The following is an 18,220-nucleotide window of genomic DNA, read 5'->3' as shown; positions in this document are numbered from 1 at the left end:
TCATTTTTTGGGTGATTGAAATCAAAGAACTATTGTGTACCTGTCACAATACTGCACTTAGAACAAGCGCAAATCTGAGAAAATAATATCATGTTTTTAATTATTGTTTTCAAATACATGTTTAATAAATAATGTTTCCTTATATCACGGTATGGTGTTAATTGCTACCGTTCGCATTTGTAGTACATGTAATCATGTTTTTACAGTAAACATTCTCAAAAAGAAAATACAATGTCCTATGTGTAATGATTGTAATATTTAGACTAAATTATAAACCATTCAACATTAATTCTTATTTTTGATTAAAATTAATTTGGGCTCTTGTTTTGAAATTGATATGTCTATTCCCATAATCCTACTTTTGTAATATTTTGTGTTTCTGGAGACATTTTCATTCATTTTTTCAACATAAACCAAGGATAATTCTTCAAGATTCTGTAATTTTTGGTATACTGTGCTTAGTGGAATTTTAGTTGTCATGGATATATCTGCAGTATCTTTGGACTCTTTTATTATCGAAAACAACACTATTCTTGATTCCAAGTTAGTCAATTCATGAATAATTTTCTGATTTATATCGTATTTTTTTGTTTGACTTGGGGTTAGTTGTTTCAATTTCTTTTCACATTATTAATACCATAAAACAATTCTTCATTTTTAGTGAAAAATTTGAAATTACTATATTCTTGACAAATTGTTGGGTATGGTTATCCCAATAATGATCTTTTTCTGCTTTAATCGTTAGTTTATCCGCAATGATGGTGATTGTTTTATTGAAAGAACGAATCATTTTTCATCACTAAAAATTATTGAATACTGACTGGTTGGGAAGTGCTTTCAATAAATCTCTCAATGAAAAATGATTCGGTTTATGAAGACTGGTATATTCTTTCAATAACATAAATCAAAGTTTTTTGCTATAATATATGTCGGTGATTTTAATTTTACATTACTAAAGAATATTCTAAAACTCTAAAACAATATCCAAGACAGATAAATGATTAGTTAAATTAAAAAATCACGTTTTAGTGAATTTTTGTCATAGAACAAATAATTAAAAAAAATTACATTTTGATGTTTGATAAACATAGAATCAAATCATAAGCTAAGAAATGAAAATAACATTCTAGAATTCACACTTGTTTTAAATTAATCCTCATTAGGTTATCCTAATGTTGTCACTAACAATCACTACATGTAAACATCATGTTGCCGATATTGAGGGAGAGTTTGTTTGCAAAGATTGTGGAAAAGTTTTAGGATATAGTGAAGTTGCTAGTGTAAACGATAAAAATACACACAGTATTGGAATGTTTGGACTTTCAGAACATTATGCAATTGCAGCAAGACTGGCAAAAAATTTAAACTTGCCACAATTTGCTATCCAAACAATAGTACAAACATCAATTAAACTTTGCAAAAAAAACATTTCAAAAAAATACGCAATACTTTTTGCAACAATCTATGCTTGTAGAATCCACGAAATACCCAGGCTTCTAGAAGATATATTTTTAGAATTAGAAAATAGCTCCGGCAAGAAAATAAGACGCTCAGAAAAAGCAGTACTACGATCATTAAATAAAATTTCAAAAAAGATTGATGAGGAACAATTCCGCATTATTTCTCCTACAAAATATCATTACCATCAGGCATATTTGGCAAAAATTCAGCACATTATAATCAATGAAGCTGGAAATGAGTATTTTGAAACCATCAGAACTCGCTCATATAGAATGCTGCAAAGTATTGACACAGATCCCAGTTCTTCTGCAAAGGAAGCAATTCTTAGCAGCACTACAAGTATTATGAGACCAAAAATTCGTGAGATTCTGGCATGAAATCTATGTTGAGACTAGAAATCAAAAAGATTCAGGAGAATCCATGGCATTTTAGATTGATGTACCAAAGTGACTTTGACTCTATTGTAGAATCAATAAAAAATGCTGGGGTTGAATCCGTACCATATCCAATAGTTGCCCAGATTAAGAAAAAATTTTACATCGTAGATGGACATTCGCGTATCAAGGCTGCCCTGAAATCTGGGGAAACAAGGATTACCTGTCAATTATTTACAAATATCAAAGACCTTCATGATTTGAGAATAGCATCTTTTCAAATGAATAAGGAAGGATATTCCAATCCCCTTTTACTTTCAGACATGTTCTACGAAGAAATACAGTCAGGCTCAAACACCGACAAAGTTGCCCAAGAATATAATGTAAACAAAAAATATGTTTCAACTTTATTGAAGATTAGATCTCTGCATGATGATACAAAATCAGTAATTAATAAAATATTGGAGAATTCGAAAAAGAAATATCAATTTATTTTAAATCAAATCACACCTGATCATCTTGCAAGTATTGCAGATTTACCTCCTGAAAAACAAACACTGGTAGTAGATTGGATCTTCAGAGACATTATGTATGGACCTACAGATGAAACACTTGTTTCTATTCCAAGTGTACACGAAGTTCTAGAAGAGATTGAAAAAATTTCAGAAACCAAACAAAAAAAAACATACAAGAAAAGATCCCTTCAAAATAAAGTAAAGGAATTCCCACTAACATGTAGATGTGGTTTAAGATTTGACATCAATATAAAAAACAATACTGTGTATGAACATATTGAACAAAATAATGTAATCATAAAGAAAAAATTTGAAAGAGGTACAGATGTTGATGTTTTCTCTTCAAAATTTTATCCAAAAGAAGAACTTGTCAGCTTGATAAAAAATGCAAAATTTGATGTTACCATAGTCCTAACAAAGGGAATTCTTAATGAAATTAGGGAATAATGAAAAAATAGTACTTGCCATTTTAAAAAAATATCCAAATATTGATGAAAAACAACTTGGTGGTTTGTTTTCAATCGTTTCTAAAAAAAGTGGTCGAATAGATACAATTACTCATTCATTGAAAATAAAAGGATTCATGACAGACAGCGATTATTTCTCTGTTAATAAACAAGTCATAAAAAATATTGATTTGCCTGAAATTATCATAAATAAAGAACAGGTACGAGATCTAAAACATATTGATGAGATAAAGCTTGGAAAACTGGGGAAATCAATTATTTACATTTTAGAAAGAACAGAAAAGTCCTCATTACAGTTTTTGAGTACTTTTTTCCAAAAACCTACAAAAAATATCTATGCGATTATGCAGAGATTAGATGAAAAAAACATCGTCATAAGTTACAATTCTAGAATAAGAAGATTCAATTCTGCAGGAAGAAAATATCATCCAAAATACTACATTCTAACAGACATTGGAAAGTTATGGCTAGAAATTAATGAGAATAGAATTGAAAACAAGGACCAGATAGACACACTGCTAAGAAAGCCTGAAGAAGAAATTCAAGAATATAATCTAAAGATATAGAACATGATAACATGATGTTATGTTTTGATGCAAACAAAAACCTTCAAACAATATCTGATGGAAGTAAACTAAATTAAAATATCAATCAAAAAAGATTTTTCAATTTGTGTTATTTGTGAACTGTATAATTTTATCAGAGTCTGTCTTAATCACAATATTTGAAATTCCTTCAGTGATAGGAATTCCAAAATCCAAAACAATTTCACTTGTTTTTCCTACTTGGAGTGTTTTGTTGTTTGGAAATATGACCGATCCTGTGATATTTTGAACATGAAAAGATCTTGGGCTTTCCCCCATATCCATAGTGCCATTGACAAATAATTTTGACATTGTAACATTTTTCAATCCAAAATTATGTACAAATACGCTTATCTTATCTGTGTTAGTTACAAACATGCCGACATATTCCAACATTTCTGAGACTCTGTCATCTTGTTGTTGAATTGTTTCTTTCACTGATAGTGTATCGCCCAAAATTCGTTGTTGCGAAAGACTAGTGTAAATTCCAAGTCCTGCCACGACTACCGTTATGACAATAACTGCGCCAATAATCTCACTTACTGCCCGTCTACGCATATCTAAGAAACAGCCTCAATTTTCAAAGCCTTGATTGTACTAAATTTAGAATCAGACGACGTAGCATTAACAAATACCGAATAAGTGTTAGACCTAGTAAAATTACCACATTCCAAATTAGAAGATTCTAAAAATTCAAAATATTCTGTCGAATTTCTAGGAACTAGTTCCCCCCCAAAATTGTTAATTTTTCTTACAAAATCCTCGCCACTATCCAATGTTGTTTTTAGAGAAATTTCTTGTATTGATTCTGATCCTGAATTATAAAAAACAGTTTGAAAATAACATGAATTATTTACATCTTTTTCTAATTTTAAATCAATAATTCTAAGTTCAATTGATGAAAGCCCTGCCACCATAACCTGATTCTGTATGCCATATAGTATACTTCCTCCCATTATTGTAATTGCCATAAGAATAATTCCAGAAAGAATAGGGGTGATTGCTCTTCTATTCCTCATCAATCTATTAAATCTCATAATTTTGCATATAAGCAAAAGAAAACAATTCTAATTGAGAAAAGATGGGCAAAATAAACATCGATGCCAGAGGAAATGATTCAATTTTTGAAAAGATTTCATCATTCTTTTCTCCTTCCAGCGAAACAAAATCAAAATTTATTTTTCAGCTTGTAAATCTTTCAATAGAAAATATTCTAGATTATGAAATCTTTGCAAATTATAATGTAGGACTATGTAGGGTATACATCGGCAAGGATAAGAAAGGTAAGATGCATTATCTTATCGATGAACCACAAATAGATAATGTTGGTAAGGCAATTTATACAAAAATTATGAAATTTCTTTACATTTCATTGCCTTCTGAAATTGGAAATGATCTATCAACTAGAATATATCTAAAAAAGAAAATAATTGAAATAGCAAAGAAGATGAAATTGGAAAAACATATCATTCCAATTCTGGATACATTGTTGTACTATGTAATGAGAGATGCATTTGGTTATGGTATAATTGATGTGTTGATGAAAGATGATAATTTAGAAGATATTCTTGAGGAGAATTTTGACAGTCCAGTTGGAATAATTCATAAAAAATTTGGTGAATATAGTATACTTGATACCAACATTAGTTTTGGCAGTATAGAGGCTACAAACTCTTTTGTCCAAAAACTTGTTCAAAGAACTGGAAAAAGTATGACTGCAGCAGTTCCCTATATTGATAGTATGACAAAAGAAGGACATAGAATAGCTGCCACATTTGGAAAAGAAGTATCTTTGCCAGGACCTAATTTTACAATACGTAAATTTGGTAAAAAACCACTAACAATTACAAAATTACTGCAGATGGGAACATTAAACCCACTTATGGCAGCATATGTTTGGACATTATTAGATTCTAAAGCTTTTGTTTTAATTATTGGTTCGACTGCTGCTGGAAAAACAACAACCATAGGCGCACTCACTTCTTTGATTAACCCACAAATGAAAATAACTACCATTGAAGACACTCCAGAACTTAGAATGGGGCATGTTCATTGGCAACGTCTAATCACAAGAAAGGGTTCTAGCATACTTTCTGACAAATATGAAGTTGCAATGAATGAACTTGTCAGGCTATCGCTTCGATCACGTCCTGATTATATTGTGGTAGGTGAGGTAAGGGGAGAAGAAATTTCATCACTCATTCAAGCAGTAGCTACAGGACACGGAGGGTTGACTAGTTTTCATGCATCAGATGCAAGTGCAACGCTAGTTAGGATGAAAAGTCCCCCAATGAATGTACATCTGAGTGGTCAGATGTTGATTTCAAGCATTGTGCAACAAAATAGACTTGTTACACCAGATGGAAAGATTGTCCGACGGGTTACTGAAATTACAGAAATAGTGCCAAGAGATGACAAAATTGAGCTAAAAAAAGTCATGGGTTGGGATGCATCAGAGATGCAATTCTTTCCTGAGGGGGTAGAAGAGCTTGTGAAAAACTCAGAGAGACTTCGCGAGGTTTCAATGATAAATGGATGGACAAAAGAAGATCTTACCAATCAATTAATCACCAGAATGTGTTTTCTTATGAGAATGGTACAAAACAATATTACAGAATTTAGTAAGGTTTCAGAAGAACTTGAAAAATTCTATTATGATCCATTAGAGAGATATGTATCTGTACTAGCTACAAAATCTTTAGGCGAACTCAGTAATGAAAAAATTTCCGCGAAACAACTGTCAAACTTAGGCCCATAATAATAGCTGAGAATATCATGACCATTGGAAACTCCGGTACATTTACCAGTAATGGAAATTTTTCTATGATGAACCCACTATCATTTACTCCAACTACATATAGATTTGACATGTCATTTCTAAGGAATTTTATGTCATAATCTGTTACTGTGGAGATGTTATATTTTGTATTGTTACTAAAATTTAACAAATGAATGATTGAATTATTTTGTGTATTGTTTACCAAGAACAGAAAATCCCCATAAACTCTGTATGGCCCATAAGATACTCTATCTTTAGAAAGAGGGGATGTATTCTCAAATTCGGATTTTGTTTCCACAGAATTATTGAAAAAAGTCTTTAACTCTGTAAATTCCGCAATAGTGCCTCTAGTGGGCATGATTGAAATCTCATTCCAATGCAAAATACCATCTTCCACTCTAAGATCATAGGGGATCTTTAGATTGGCATCTATTATTCTGGGCTCCTCTTCATTTGTAATTCCCAGTATTCTGTTGTTTTGGTCCTCAATTTCTTCAATCCAATATGCCGAATTTCCATGAGCAGTAATATCCATGATGATGTTGTTTCCACTATAAAGTAATTTTTTTTCATGTCCGTCAAGAGAAATTTCCCAAATTTTCCCATTTGATTCAGACACAAATAATTTTTTATCATTTAATGAAATGTGGATGGCTGATTTTAAATCCATCACGATTTTTTCAAAACTTCCATCAGTCTTTGACATTTTAATTATATCTTGGTAATCACAAATTGTTATACCCAAGCATTGATCTGATAGGGTAGCAAAGTAAAGATCATTTTCAAAATCGTTTAGCTCAGTTGGATAGATAAATAATGATTTAGATGCTTGGTTGATATCTTTTCCTTCACTCTTCATGATGTATGTGTCATAATTCCATGTTGAAGAATCATTATTTGGTTGGTATTCAAAAAAATAAATAGCAGAATTAGAAACAATTAGATCATTAATCCTTCCTAAATCCTCTCCTATCATTTCTCCATAAATAGTTGGAAATGAATATGTAGAAATCATAAATGATAATATAAAAAATACTGTTCTTTTTTTGTTCATTTTTAATCCGGACATAATTCTATAAATTTATTCAGACTAGTCATTATTAAAAAATAAAAAATAGGGTTAGACACCCGTTACTTTGATTATGGTTTGCACTCTAGTTTCTCCTCCATCTGCATTTGTCGCAAAGATGTTGGCCACTAAGTTATCTCCTACTCTAACTACTTGGTTATTGAGACCAGTAATTTCATTAGTAAAGACATCTGCATAAAAGTAGACTGACTGACCTGTACCTATGGGACTACCTGTGATGTCTTGATGAGTATATGCTTTACATTCACCATCAACCGAATCTGAGGTTAATTTACAGGCAATATTGCCTCCCACACTAGAATCCAATTCCTTGAGAGTTGCAGTACATCCATTACTCCATGATGAAGTTAATGTACATGCTGTAAGATCCCCTGTGTATGTTGCTGATGGTGCTTTTACCCCAAATGCTTCACCTACAGAGGTCCCATTCAATATTTTGATGGTTCTATAGCTGTCTTTTGGTTCAAAAACAAGTTTTCTTCCTGCTGCAATACCTTCACCTTTATCGGCCTCACCAGTGGTTCCACCAGTTTTATCAAGGGAACCTAACCATTGAGCTCTCATAGGATTGTCTCTTTCTTTGGCATCTCCCTCTGCACAATTGCCACTTGCATCAGGTGTTCCATCACATCCTTGGAAAACCTCGTGCAGTGATTCGTAAAGAATTGGCTCACTGAGTTCAGATTTTGAAACAGTCATTTCTATTTTGGTCCATGGTTGTCCTCCTGCATTTTTGACAGTTGCAGTAATGTCTGCATGACCTGTACCTTTTATTGCCTGAACATTTTGGATAGCAATAACATCTGCTGAACTTGCTGTAGTTGCAGAAGTTGAGAAGACTGAAAATACTAGTCCTCCTGCTACTACAGTAATTCCAAGTAGTACTATCACTGCCAAAATTGGACTAATGGCACGACGTCTTTTGAGTGCGAACTTTTTTTGTTCGTTGTTTGTCATTATTAGTTTATTATCTGTAATTTTCCTTATAACGAAAATTTAGAGTCTATGTATTGAATGAGTCAAAAAATTCAGAAAAAATCATCATTAAAAATTAGTATAAGTTCTGCATGGGATTCTGTTTTTGAGGATATCAACAATGATGTGTTGTTTTCAGGAAAACCTCTTGACACACTGCTCTTTCTTGAAATACTAAGAAAATCAATTATTATTTCTGCAATAGTTTTGGCCCCAGTAAGCATATTTCTTTACATTATATTCTCCCCAATTTTTCTTGCACTTAATTTAGTCTCAATTTTGATTTTTGCATATCCCAAGATTCAACAATCTAGTCTAAGTAAAGAAAGAAAGAAAAAAGTAGAGGAGGAACTACCGTCATTTGTTATATTCGCATCTGTTTTGCAAAATGTTGGAATTGGCATGTATGATAGTTTCCAATTATTTGGTCAAACAGGACTATTCAAATCAATAGAAAAAGAGGCATTTCTTCTAAAAAGAAACGTAGAACAATTCGGTGTTTCTCAAATGGAAGCGTTAGAAGAGATGGGCCGAACTCATAAAAGTATCCAATTCAAAAACCTGCTTTTGGGATATACAAGTATCTGGAGAAGTGGAGGTGATCTTTCCTTGTATGTGGAATCAAGAGCAGAAGAATTTTTTACAAATCTAAAAGATAGATATCAAGCGTATACAAACAATGTTGGTACAATAGTAGAAGTTTTGGTGACCTTGTTGATAATTTTACCAATCATGATTATGGTTTCATCTTTCGTGTTGCCTGGTGGTTCAATGGAACAAGTTACTATTCTTGCAACAGTTGGAATTCCTCTTTTTTCAATACTTATGGGAGTTGCAATTTCATCAATGCAACCTGCCAGCTTCAATGTGCTTGGTCTTCATCCGAGAACAACCGTATTGCTTGTAGTGATAGGAATTACAACAGGCACTCTTACATACCTTATTTATGAACAAGTATGGCTTGCAATTGCACTTGGATTGTTAATACCTTCAATCATCAGTGCTATAATTGTTGGAAGGCAGACAAAGGAGATTGGCGGTTCTGAACAATCACTGCCACAATTTCTTAGGGACATGACCGAATACAAGAAAATAGGATATGACATCATTCTTGCAATTATTCATCTATCAAAAGAAAATCTATACAATTCCACATTCAACAAGAGATTAGGTGAGGTCAGTCTATTATTAGATAATGGAATTGCACCTATTGCAAGTGTAAAAGCAGTACAGTTTCGCTCTTGGTTTACCAAAATTTCCTTTTACTTGTTAGGATATGTGGCAGAATTTGGAGGTGGAAATCCAAGAACATTAGAAACAGTAACTCGATTCATTACAACAGCAAAGCAAGTTGTCAAGGAGGGTAAATCATCAATCTCTATGCTCACAATAGTGATATTTGCAGCTCCTGTAATAATGGCATTTACTGCATCCATGATTTCAGGAATTGTTGATTCATTTGATACCTCATCATTTGCATCATCAAGCAAGATTGGAAATCAATTTGTAGATACTCCTGGATTAAATACAAACTTTGCAGAACTTGTAACTATAACTCCTCAATTCCTAGAAATGACAAAAACCTTGATCATAACAAGTAGTATGTTATCTGCTTTTGTCATATCAAAAGCTATCGATTTCTCATTTTACAGTACCTGGAGAGTAGTTGTAATTGGAATAATAGCAATTATTTCCGTAATCATGATGGATAGTTTTTCTGGAATTGATTTGAATCTTGATAATATTTTTAATAATATTCTTGGAGGAATTAGTTTTTGATGAATTTTAAAAAAAGACGAGCAGTGGGAGGCTTGATTTCATTAATTGGAATAATAATTGTTTTTGGTATTGTGTCAGTTGCATATCTGGAACTTAGCTCTGCACAAACAAATCTAATTAGCACATCACTTGTTGCCAATCAAAAAGTTTCAGATAAAAACAATGCACGATTAAACTTTACATCTACACCAACTTTGACTGATGGTCAATATGTTTTACCAATAGATAATATTGGAAGCGATACAATTTCGATACAGTCTTACATTGTATACAATAGTACTCATAATATTATTGGAAAAGGAGAAAAAAATAGTTCAATTAACGCAGGTAACAACATTTCGTTTGTTACTGATGCTATTGACATTACAAATTCAGATTCAGACATTATTTTAATTGTTACAGATCTTGGAAAAAAATGTGTTATACCTGCGGATGTGAGTTTTAGAATATGTTGAAGGTAATTACCATTTTATTATTGGTAATATTTGTATTTACAGGATATGCAAATTCTGTAAATGGTGAACTTCAAGCAACACTTTGGGCACCTGATGAAATATTACTTAAAGAAAAATATCCCGGTATAATAATTTTGGATACTGTAACTAATGAAAACACTACATTTGATATCATAACTGACAATGAAGAAGTTTTAAAAATTATCACAGAAACAATAACAATTCCTCAAGGAAAACATCATGGATTAATCCAGTTTGAAACCACCGGTTCAGGAAATGCAAAGATTTTTGCCATATCTCAAGACATTTTGTTAGAAGAACATGTCAATGTCGTAGAGTCTGCTGATACCCCTACAGAACTTGATCTTATTTTGCCATCAGAATTAGTCAATGTTTTGGCTGATGATAATATTCATACAGGTTACGTATTCTTACTAAATGATTTTGAAAACCCAGTGACTGCAAAAGAAAGTGTTCCTGTGATGTTGACTAGTAATGGCGAAATAGAACTCCCGACAAAATCAGTTACAATAGAACCTGGAAAACATTATGTAAAATTCCAATTCAAGGCTCAGGGAGAAGGGTCTATCTCTGCATCAGCACAAAATCTACTTCCAGATGAAGAAGAGATAAGCCTGGAAGACCTTGATGAAATAGAACTCAAAATTGCTGTGGGTCCAGATCCAATTCCGACAGATTCTTCTGGAGAAATCTACTTTTGGCTGGAAAGAGACAGTAAACCATACATTCCATCACACGATGTTAAAATTACAATATCTATTGACAAAAGCTCAAATCTTTCATTTGATTCTGCAATGAAAGGAGCAATTGTTTTGACTCCTAACACATCTGGGGAGAGGCGTACATCATCATCTGATGCTAAAGAAATTATCACCAGGACTGAATCTCAACTCTCACAAGATTCTCAAAGAACATTCACTCTAGAAAAGGGAAATCATTATGGAAGACTGACGGCATATTCTAGTTTTGACTCTGTGGGAGGAATTAAAATCAGTGGTTTGGCAGAAAGCATATCCTCAGATGAAGAAGAAGAGACTATCAAAGCATCCAATATATTTTCAACAAGTACTGAAAAATCAACTAATGCACGTACGACTGAGACCAAAGTATACGCGTTTCCAGATCCTGCATACAAAACTGTAGAGATAATTGTTTCAAGTTTCTCTGATGATGGTCCAGTGATAGAAAAAGATGGTGAGGAGTTTACATTGTTTTCAGACAATAAACTACAATTAGAAAAAAGTACAGAAATCATAAATTCTGACAAAAATTATAAAATTATAAAAGCAAAAGTAATGGATTTTGGAAATGCTGTAGTTTTTGCTGAAAGAAATGAGGCTGAAAGTAAAGAAATTAGCATCGAAACATCAGGTAAATATGTAAAAAATCCTGAGCTAAACATTGTAACACTACCAGTAATATTTGATACAGAACAAGACTTGTTTTTGATAAGCTCTTCTCAAGAGAAGATCATTACTAATGCAGAAGAAGAAGGGAATCTCATTAGTATTACATCACGTCCGTCATTTGATTTTGAAGTGATAAGAGAAAGTGAATCTGTAATTACTATTAAGGGGAAAATTTCAGAACTGTTGGAAGATGAACCCAAAATACATGTTGCATCAAATGCGTTTACAACAGAAGACACTTTGGAAATTTATAATCCAGATAGAAAGATTCTAGTTTCATACCATCCTAGAAATGTCTATCCGGGAGAAACATTCCCAATTGTAAATCATATAGATGATTTGAATTCAAATCCTGTGAGAAAATCCACCCTAAAGGTTTCATCAATTGCCAACATGGGGACTTTTGATGATTTGTTTTATTTTAATCAGACAGGAACACATGATATTATCTTTTATGACAAAAACTCAGTTCCAATAAAATCCACAATTACAGTAAAAGGGGCACCAATCAAAACAAATGCAAATGTGCAAGAAGAGATAAAACCTGTCATTTTCACATATACCGTTACAGTTCATGAAGGTCAAGGTTCTGGTAGTTATGAGGAAGAAGAGGAAGTCCGAATCAGTGCAGAGCATACAAAGGACGATTATATCTTATTCAAAAAGAAATTGGTAGGGTGGGAAAATCTTCCCTACAAGGAATCAGAAGTCATTTTTAATGTGGATGATAACATAGAGACTCGTCCCATTTATCAAGATGATTACACTGTGTTGTTTCTGATTGGTGGACTATCTGTAGGTGGAATTGCCTTTATGACAATTAAAAAAAGAAAAAAGGCTGAAAACAAAGTAGAGGAAAAATCAGATGAAGATAATCTGTTGGAGTTACTTAAAGAATGATTAATCTTGGAATAAAATTATCAAAAGGATTGGAGTTTTTTTCAAAAAAAGAAAAAAAACAAGATAAAACACAAATTTTAATTCAAATTCTCGATAGAATTGAAAAAGACAATCCAGACAATGAGGAACAATTACAAGACATAAAAATTGATCTAGCAGAAAACATTCCTCTCACAAATGAGAAGAAAATATATTTAAAAAAAGTAGTCGATTCATTTAAAATTGCTAAAAAAAATCCTAAACAAGAAATGGAAAAACAAGTTTTCAAAACAATATATAAAATTCCTGAATTTGAAAACAGCATAAATTCATGTGCTACATTAATTGATACACTAAAACAAATAATCAAAAAGATTGAAGAAAATGTAGATTCATTATATCAAGAAATAGATGCAGCAGATGGTGAAAATAAAATCTGGCAGCTAAAAGAAAGAAATGATATGTTTCGGAACAATCTAAGGCAAATTATATCAAACCTCAATATTACAAATACTGAAGTTCTAAATCAAATTAGTAAAGCAAAATCTGTTCAAACTAAAATGGCAATTTTAGATAATGAATTGGATTTGAAGAACAACTGTCTGTAACTATCTATGCACAATTTACAGTTTTTTTGGACTCATTAACTTGAAAAACATACTTGTTGTTTTTTATGTTTTGAATAGATATTTGCATCAATTAGTTGTGATGTTGATTTTACCAGTTTGTAAAAATGCCAAAATCCAAAAATTTTTTCTATGTTGATAAAACATAATCGTGGAATTACTTTCTTTTTTTTCATATCTTCATAAATTTCATGCCTATACCTTATTAATTGGATAAAACATCCAACAGTATAAGTATTGGATGTTAATTTACATCAATGTTGTCACAATCAAAAGAGATTGCAGTTTCAAAATCATCAATCCCAATTTTTGCAATAGTATTTTTGGCAGCAATTTTTGTATTCGGATTATTTTTTGTAGGTTATGATCAGGGGCATATCTTCAGTATTGTTTTAGGTGAACAAGCATTTGAAGATCTTTACATTCATGAACTAACTCATGATATGCGACATGCAGCAGGATTTCCTTGCCATTAAGTGATTAATATGAACACATTGATCTTTTTAGCAATTGTTTTGGTTTCTGGTGCCTTAGCAGGAACCATTCATGGAATGGCAAACCTTGCCATAGTGGAGCCATATCTTGATCAAGCCATTGGAATTGAAAATCAAAATCTATTTGCATCAGGTGAAGAAGAAGACACTCCACAATTTTGGGTAGAATATGATGGTTATCGTGATTGGCAAAAAGGCGGACAGGTTTTAGCTGGTGCAATATTAGGAACATCGATGGGGGCATTGTTTGGAATAGTTTACGCACTCTCTAGAAATTCATTACCTGGAAGAAATGATCTAAAAAAGACTTTTACACTTGCTGCAATAATGTGGTTGTCTATCTACTTTATTCCATTTTTGAAATACCCTGCAAACCCTCCAACTGTTGGAGATCCTGAAACTGTAGTGTTAAGGGCAATACTGTATCTATCCTTTATTGCAATTTCTGGATTTGGAGTAGTTGGATTTTATCAACTATACAAACGTCTCAAATCAAATTCCAAAGTTTTGGCCTTTGCAGGTTATGCCGTTTTTATTGGAATCGCATTTGCATTAATGCCTCAAAACCCTGATGAGATAACTGCTCCGATGGAATTGGTAAATGGATTTCGAGCAATGTCAGTTATTGCAGTTAGTGTTTTTTGGGTATCTATAGCTGTCATTTTAGGAATATTTTGGCATAAATTTAGACCGGATTCTCAGATTTCTGAAACGGTCAAAAGAAACTAAATTTTTTAATTTTGTTCTAAATCTACAAATTTCGTTCTAGTTTTTAATGAATGAATAAATCTACCCAAAAAGATTCGAGCCTCGAAGGATTCAATCTGCATATTTGATTTTTGTAATACGAACAATTTTCTCTTTTAATTTTTTTTCAGAAAGTTTTGGATATTTTGCATGAATTAATTCATGAATTATGGTATCTTCAAGTTCTTCTTGTGTTCCATTCTTCTTTAAATTTATAAAAACTATGTTTTGAGGAGTATGAATTGATCCCCAAACTTGTTTTGAGTTAAATCTGATCTTTATTCCCCCTAGTTGTTTCCATATTTTAAAATCCGTAGTCCAAAATACAGGTTTTTTGATAAACAATCGTGTCTTCCATTTTCTAATTGTTCTGTCAATGAATTGAGCATTCATAAAATCACTTTTGAGCTTCTTTGATTGTTAATCGTTTGAATGATTTTGAGAGGTAGTTCTATTAAATTTACATTAGGCTCTGTTGCAACATACAGAAAATCTGTTTTTATTGGAAAATTCATCCCAATGTTGCCTTCTCTTACTGTCATAGAATACTTTACTTTGCCTAAACGATCTTCAAACTCTTGTCTCATCCTAACTCGTAAAGCCAATTCCATAAACAACATTTCTTCATCTTTTTGGTTGACAAGATGTACGTGTTTTTTTAATTTTAGATGCTACTAATCTTCCTCTCTCATTTATTACCCCTACAAATTTAATTCTCTTATCTAAATTTTTTACATCTTGGCAGAGTCTATGATAATTATAGATTATGTTAGACAATATGTCTAATCCTCGCATCTCGATTTTATGTTACCGCAGTTTTTACACTGGATTTTATTATTAATTATAATGATATTTTCTGAACCACAATTCAAACAAATCTGAATATCCTGTATAGCACAACTTATTGCATCAAATTCTTTTTCTTCTTTTTGTAACAATACCCAATCCATATTTCTAGTATACAAGAATGACCTTTAACCTCGTTTCCAAATCTTTTCCAAATGCATTGTCATGCAGTGTCTTACAAAAGAATTTCAATTTGGGAATCATGCTAAGTATTTTTTTGACTATTAACATGATGAACGAAAAATTAAGAGAATCTAGTTTGTTGGTCATACTTCCCTTGGTGTTAACTGCATTTAGTTTGGATGTTATCTTTTCATTGTAAGAGGACTAAGCTCACAATTACATTTTTCTCTTTTGCCGCATCTGGGACAATTACAATCACAATTTAACAGTGGCGTTTTACATTCGGAACATCTAGTATATTCTGCAAAATCATCTCTCAATTCAATGCCTCAGATAATTAGTGCGCTAGTAGAACTTAACCATACTAAAAATTTTCTAAAAATTTGTTAAGGTTTGAATTATTTTTTAAACAAATATCGATGATTATTTTTATCATTAAACAGATTTAAAGAATAGGCATGAAATACACCCGTTAACGATTTCCATCATTTCTGTTAACTTTAAGTGAGGATCGCCTCTCAGATTCGGTTATGGGTGGGCTAAATATTGCTGTAATTATAAAACTAGAACCTGATTTTTCAGAGGGTAATGTTAGCTATAATCCAGATGGCACTCTAAATCGAGCTGAGACCAAAAATACTTTGGGTCCACATAGTGCAATAGCTGCCCATGCTGCATTTTTTGGTAGAGTAATGTATGATGCCGAAATCTCGATTGGAACAATGGGACCACCAATAGCAGATCTTGCACTTCAACAAGCTCAACAAATTTCTGATGCAGAGGAACTTTGCCTGTATAGTGATAGACTATTTGCAGGAGCTGATACTTTGGGAACTGCAGAAGTTTTGCGAGTTGGAATTGAAAAGATGCAAGAAAAAATGGATATTGTATTTTCAGGACACAGAGCATCTGATGGTGAAACTGGACAGACAGGACCTCAAACTGCATGGAAATTAGGATTTACATTTCTTGGCAATGTGATTAGTTATAGTGTAGATTTGGAGACTAGAATGGTTCGTGCAAAACGTCTGATTAGTTTACAAGGTTTTCCTAGTGTAATTGAAGAAGTTGAAGCACCATTACCAGTATTCATCTCTATTGATCCTACATACAAATCAAATTACAATACTGTTTCACAAAGATTAGCATTTCAAAAATACCAAAAAGAAGCTACACAACGTGCAGAAAATTACAAAGATTATTTTAAAATATTTAATGCAAAAGAACTTGGTGTTGATGAAACTCTTGTTGGTCTTCCTGGCTCTCCAACCATAGTGTATAAGGTTGAACGAGTTCCCAAATCCACTGCTACAAGAAGTGCTGAAGTAATTGATGGCTCTGATCCTGAACAAATCCGTAAAGTTGTTTCAAAAATGAAAGAAGCATTAGCAGCTATGGTGATAAAGTAATGGCAGAAAAATATCGACACTTGTATGTTGTAATTGAGCACGAAGATGGAGAATTTCTTCCAGTAAGTCTTGAGATGGTTGGGGAGGCAAGACGATTAATGGATAGTTTTAACACAAAATATTCTTCAAATGAAAAAGTAGTTGCAGTGATTTTAGGACATAATGTCCAAGATCTCTCAAAACAATTAATCGAATATGGGGCAGATGCTGTAGTCTACGCTGATAATCCTGAACTAAAAGACGTAAGAAATACAATTTACACTAAAGTAATTGGCCAAATTGTCCAAGATACAAAATCACTAGGGGAAATAGAGCCTGAATATGCAAGTGACATAAAAAGACCCAGATACATGTTCTTTGCAGCAGACAGTATAGGAAGACATCTGTCTTCAACCACATTAGTAGAATTAGAATCAGGATTAGCATCGGACATCAACAAACTTGTAATTGAAGACATTGAGATGTCGCATCAACAAAAAACAGGTGGGACAAAAGAGACATATGCCAAAACATTAGAAATGTATCGACCTGATTTCTCAGGTTTTTTGTGGACTACAATTCTTTGTCTTGATAATAGAAATCCTGCTTTTAAGAGAGATTACCATCCGCAGTCTTGTAGTATAATTCCTGGAGTCTTTGAGCCATTAAAACGAGATTCTTTGCGAGAAGGAAAAATCATAGAGTTTACTCCAACTATTGACCCTCAAGATCTCAAAGTAAAAGTACTTGGTCGTGAAATAATAAAAAGTGAAGTTGATTTTGAAACTCCAAGAACTATTGTTAGTTTTGGCCGAGGAATAAAAGATGATCCAGAACAAAATATCAAACTAATAGAAAATCTAGCAAAGGAATTGAATGCAGAGATTGGAGTTACACTACCAATGTCGAAAAAACCATACCAAATCAGTCAAGCATTAGATTCTAAATATATGATTCCAGCTAGAGTGATAGGAACTAGTGGACACAAAACTAGTGCAATGTTGTATGTTGCTGCAGGAGTTAGTGGTGCGATGCAACATGTTATGGGAATGAAAGATTCAGGATTTGTTGTAGGGATTAATCCTGATGAGGATGCACCAATAAAAAATGAATGTGATGTTTTCATTAAAGGACGAATGGAGGATGTGATTCCTTTACTGATTGAAGAAATTAAAAAACAGATACAAATTGTTGAGGTACAGTAAATT

The 18,220-nt window shown here is 32.5% G+C and carries 19 protein-coding genes and 1 pseudogene; 12 read left to right on the top strand and 8 right to left on the bottom strand.

Going from position 1 to position 18,220, the window contains the following annotated elements:
* Window positions 1-285: 285 nt before the first annotated feature.
* Window positions 286-615 carry a helix-turn-helix domain-containing protein gene (locus tag C5F50_RS09820; RefSeq protein WP_179371171.1) on the bottom strand — a complete coding sequence of 110 codons (330 nt, stop codon included), beginning with the start codon at window positions 613-615 and terminating at the stop codon, window positions 286-288.
* Window positions 616-1,172: 557 nt separating this feature from the next.
* Here C5F50_RS09820 and C5F50_RS09815 point away from each other — a divergent pair.
* Genes C5F50_RS09815 through C5F50_RS09805 form a run of 3 tightly spaced genes read left to right on the top strand, consistent with a single transcriptional unit; the run spans window position 1,173 to window position 3,383 of the window.
* Window positions 1,173-1,838 carry a transcription initiation factor IIB family protein gene (locus tag C5F50_RS09815; RefSeq protein WP_246282031.1) on the top strand — a complete coding sequence of 222 codons (666 nt, stop codon included), beginning with the start codon at window positions 1,173-1,175 and terminating at the stop codon, window positions 1,836-1,838.
* Entirely contained in the window at window positions 1,835-2,797 is a 963-nt protein-coding gene (locus C5F50_RS09810) for a ParB/RepB/Spo0J family partition protein (RefSeq protein ID WP_179371170.1), read from the top strand. The genes C5F50_RS09815 and C5F50_RS09810 overlap by 4 nt, the downstream gene beginning before the upstream one ends.
* Window positions 2,781-3,383 (top strand): hypothetical protein, encoded by a 603-nt coding sequence (locus tag C5F50_RS09805; RefSeq protein ID WP_179371169.1) that lies wholly within the window; start codon window positions 2,781-2,783, stop codon window positions 3,381-3,383. The genes C5F50_RS09810 and C5F50_RS09805 overlap by 17 nt, the downstream gene beginning before the upstream one ends.
* A gap of 99 nt (window positions 3,384-3,482) precedes the next feature.
* Here C5F50_RS09805 and C5F50_RS09800 read toward each other — a convergent pair whose 3' ends face one another.
* Entirely contained in the window at window positions 3,483-3,959 is a 477-nt protein-coding gene (locus C5F50_RS09800) for a hypothetical protein (RefSeq protein ID WP_179371168.1), read from the bottom strand.
* Window positions 3,960-3,961: 2 nt separating this feature from the next.
* Entirely contained in the window at window positions 3,962-4,420 is a 459-nt protein-coding gene (locus C5F50_RS09795; protein WP_179371167.1) for an archaellin/type IV pilin N-terminal domain-containing protein, read from the bottom strand.
* Between the two features lie 62 nt (window positions 4,421-4,482).
* On the opposite strand from C5F50_RS09795, the gene C5F50_RS09790 reads away from it, so the two are divergent.
* Window positions 4,483-6,159, top strand: a complete 1,677-nt coding sequence (locus tag C5F50_RS09790; RefSeq protein WP_179371166.1) for a type II/IV secretion system ATPase subunit — start codon at window positions 4,483-4,485, stop codon at window positions 6,157-6,159.
* Here C5F50_RS09790 and C5F50_RS09785 read toward each other — a convergent pair.
* Window positions 6,110-7,234 (bottom strand): hypothetical protein, encoded by a 1,125-nt coding sequence (locus C5F50_RS09785; protein ID WP_179371165.1) that lies wholly within the window; start codon window positions 7,232-7,234, stop codon window positions 6,110-6,112. The two genes, C5F50_RS09790 and C5F50_RS09785, sit on opposite strands and share 50 nt — an antisense overlap.
* A gap of 66 nt (window positions 7,235-7,300) precedes the next feature.
* On the bottom strand, window positions 7,301-8,227 hold the full coding sequence (locus tag C5F50_RS09780) for an archaellin/type IV pilin N-terminal domain-containing protein (RefSeq protein WP_179371164.1): 927 nt from the start codon (window positions 8,225-8,227) through the stop codon (window positions 7,301-7,303).
* 57 nt (window positions 8,228-8,284) lie between these two features.
* Between C5F50_RS09780 and C5F50_RS09775 the strand changes: the two genes are divergently transcribed.
* Genes C5F50_RS09775 through C5F50_RS09760 form a run of 4 tightly spaced genes read left to right on the top strand, consistent with a single transcriptional unit; the run spans window position 8,285 to window position 13,396 of the window.
* Window positions 8,285-10,024: a type II secretion system F family protein gene (locus tag C5F50_RS09775; protein ID WP_179371163.1), complete on the top strand. Its 1,740-nt coding sequence runs from the start codon at window positions 8,285-8,287 to the stop codon at window positions 10,022-10,024.
* Window positions 10,024-10,479, top strand: coding sequence for a hypothetical protein (locus tag C5F50_RS09770; protein WP_179371162.1), 456 nt, complete (start codon window positions 10,024-10,026; stop codon window positions 10,477-10,479). The genes C5F50_RS09775 and C5F50_RS09770 overlap by 1 nt, the downstream gene beginning before the upstream one ends.
* Window positions 10,473-12,809 carry a hypothetical protein gene (locus C5F50_RS09765; protein WP_246282030.1) on the top strand — a complete coding sequence of 779 codons (2,337 nt, stop codon included), beginning with the start codon at window positions 10,473-10,475 and terminating at the stop codon, window positions 12,807-12,809. The genes C5F50_RS09770 and C5F50_RS09765 overlap by 7 nt, the downstream gene beginning before the upstream one ends.
* Window positions 12,806-13,396 (top strand): hypothetical protein, encoded by a 591-nt coding sequence (locus C5F50_RS09760; RefSeq protein ID WP_179371161.1) that lies wholly within the window; start codon window positions 12,806-12,808, stop codon window positions 13,394-13,396. The genes C5F50_RS09765 and C5F50_RS09760 overlap by 4 nt, the downstream gene beginning before the upstream one ends.
* Before the next feature lie 35 nt (window positions 13,397-13,431).
* Here C5F50_RS09760 and C5F50_RS09755 read toward each other — a convergent pair whose 3' ends face one another.
* Window positions 13,432-13,590: a hypothetical protein gene (locus C5F50_RS09755; RefSeq protein WP_179371160.1), complete on the bottom strand. Its 159-nt coding sequence runs from the start codon at window positions 13,588-13,590 to the stop codon at window positions 13,432-13,434.
* An 81-nt stretch (window positions 13,591-13,671) separates the two neighbouring features.
* On the opposite strand from C5F50_RS09755, the gene C5F50_RS09750 reads away from it, so the two are divergent.
* Complete coding sequence (locus C5F50_RS09750) at window positions 13,672-13,890, top strand: CbtB domain-containing protein (RefSeq protein WP_246282029.1); 219 nt, start codon at window positions 13,672-13,674, stop codon at window positions 13,888-13,890.
* A 9-nt stretch (window positions 13,891-13,899) separates the two neighbouring features.
* Window positions 13,900-14,637 (top strand): CbtA family protein, encoded by a 738-nt coding sequence (locus tag C5F50_RS09745; protein ID WP_179371159.1) that lies wholly within the window; start codon window positions 13,900-13,902, stop codon window positions 14,635-14,637.
* Window positions 14,638-14,727: 90 nt separating this feature from the next.
* Here C5F50_RS09745 and C5F50_RS09740 read toward each other — a convergent pair whose 3' ends face one another.
* Window positions 14,728-15,048 (bottom strand): hypothetical protein, encoded by a 321-nt coding sequence (locus tag C5F50_RS09740; RefSeq protein ID WP_179371158.1) that lies wholly within the window; start codon window positions 15,046-15,048, stop codon window positions 14,728-14,730.
* A pseudogene (locus tag C5F50_RS09735) lies at window positions 15,045-15,281 on the bottom strand (DUF6659 family protein); the annotation flags it as partial. The gene C5F50_RS09740 and the pseudogene C5F50_RS09735, both read right to left, overlap by 4 nt.
* 873 nt (window positions 15,282-16,154) lie before the next feature.
* Here C5F50_RS09735 and C5F50_RS09730 point away from each other — a divergent pair.
* Complete coding sequence (locus tag C5F50_RS09730) at window positions 16,155-17,033, top strand: electron transfer flavoprotein subunit beta/FixA family protein (RefSeq protein ID WP_179371156.1); 879 nt, start codon at window positions 16,155-16,157, stop codon at window positions 17,031-17,033.
* Window positions 17,033-18,217: an electron transfer flavoprotein subunit alpha/FixB family protein gene (locus C5F50_RS09725; protein ID WP_218843329.1), complete on the top strand. Its 1,185-nt coding sequence runs from the start codon at window positions 17,033-17,035 to the stop codon at window positions 18,215-18,217. Before C5F50_RS09730 ends, C5F50_RS09725 begins: the two co-directional genes overlap by 1 nt.
* Window positions 18,218-18,220: the final 3 nt, after the last annotated feature.

It is taken from the genome of Nitrosopumilus ureiphilus, from assembly GCF_013407185.1.
GTDB classification, from domain to species: Archaea; Thermoproteota; Nitrososphaeria; order Nitrososphaerales; family Nitrosopumilaceae; genus Nitrosopumilus; species Nitrosopumilus ureiphilus.
The sequence above is the reverse complement of the archived record's forward strand: the minus strand, read 5'-3'. Positions and strand labels throughout refer to the sequence as shown.

Excerpts from the sequence above, each read along its gene's own strand:
- C5F50_RS09815 (WP_246282031.1), top strand. The coding sequence starts at position 1,173 with ATGTTGTCACTAACAATCACTACATGTAAACATCATGTTGCCGATATT.
- C5F50_RS09810 (WP_179371170.1), top strand. The coding sequence starts at position 1,835 with ATGAAATCTATGTTGAGACTAGAAATCAAAAAGATTCAGGAGAATCCA.
- C5F50_RS09805 (WP_179371169.1), top strand. The coding sequence starts at position 2,781 with ATGAAATTAGGGAATAATGAAAAAATAGTACTTGCCATTTTAAAAAAA.
- C5F50_RS09800 (WP_179371168.1), bottom strand. The coding sequence starts at position 3,959 with ATGCGTAGACGGGCAGTAAGTGAGATTATTGGCGCAGTTATTGTCATA.
- C5F50_RS09795 (WP_179371167.1), bottom strand. The coding sequence starts at position 4,420 with ATGAGGAATAGAAGAGCAATCACCCCTATTCTTTCTGGAATTATTCTT.
- C5F50_RS09790 (WP_179371166.1), top strand. The coding sequence starts at position 4,483 with ATGGGCAAAATAAACATCGATGCCAGAGGAAATGATTCAATTTTTGAA.
- C5F50_RS09785 (WP_179371165.1), bottom strand. The coding sequence starts at position 7,234 with ATGAACAAAAAAAGAACAGTATTTTTTATATTATCATTTATGATTTCT.
- C5F50_RS09780 (WP_179371164.1), bottom strand. The coding sequence starts at position 8,227 with ATGACAAACAACGAACAAAAAAAGTTCGCACTCAAAAGACGTCGTGCC.
- C5F50_RS09775 (WP_179371163.1), top strand. The coding sequence starts at position 8,285 with ATGAGTCAAAAAATTCAGAAAAAATCATCATTAAAAATTAGTATAAGT.
- C5F50_RS09770 (WP_179371162.1), top strand. The coding sequence starts at position 10,024 with ATGAATTTTAAAAAAAGACGAGCAGTGGGAGGCTTGATTTCATTAATT.
- C5F50_RS09765 (WP_246282030.1), top strand. The coding sequence starts at position 10,473 with ATGTTGAAGGTAATTACCATTTTATTATTGGTAATATTTGTATTTACA.
- C5F50_RS09760 (WP_179371161.1), top strand. The coding sequence starts at position 12,806 with ATGATTAATCTTGGAATAAAATTATCAAAAGGATTGGAGTTTTTTTCA.
- C5F50_RS09755 (WP_179371160.1), bottom strand. The coding sequence starts at position 13,590 with ATGAAAAAAAAGAAAGTAATTCCACGATTATGTTTTATCAACATAGAA.
- C5F50_RS09750 (WP_246282029.1), top strand. The coding sequence starts at position 13,672 with ATGTTGTCACAATCAAAAGAGATTGCAGTTTCAAAATCATCAATCCCA.
- C5F50_RS09745 (WP_179371159.1), top strand. The coding sequence starts at position 13,900 with ATGAACACATTGATCTTTTTAGCAATTGTTTTGGTTTCTGGTGCCTTA.
- C5F50_RS09740 (WP_179371158.1), bottom strand. The coding sequence starts at position 15,048 with ATGAATGCTCAATTCATTGACAGAACAATTAGAAAATGGAAGACACGA.
- C5F50_RS09730 (WP_179371156.1), top strand. The coding sequence starts at position 16,155 with ATGGGTGGGCTAAATATTGCTGTAATTATAAAACTAGAACCTGATTTT.
- C5F50_RS09725 (WP_218843329.1), top strand. The coding sequence starts at position 17,033 with ATGGCAGAAAAATATCGACACTTGTATGTTGTAATTGAGCACGAAGAT.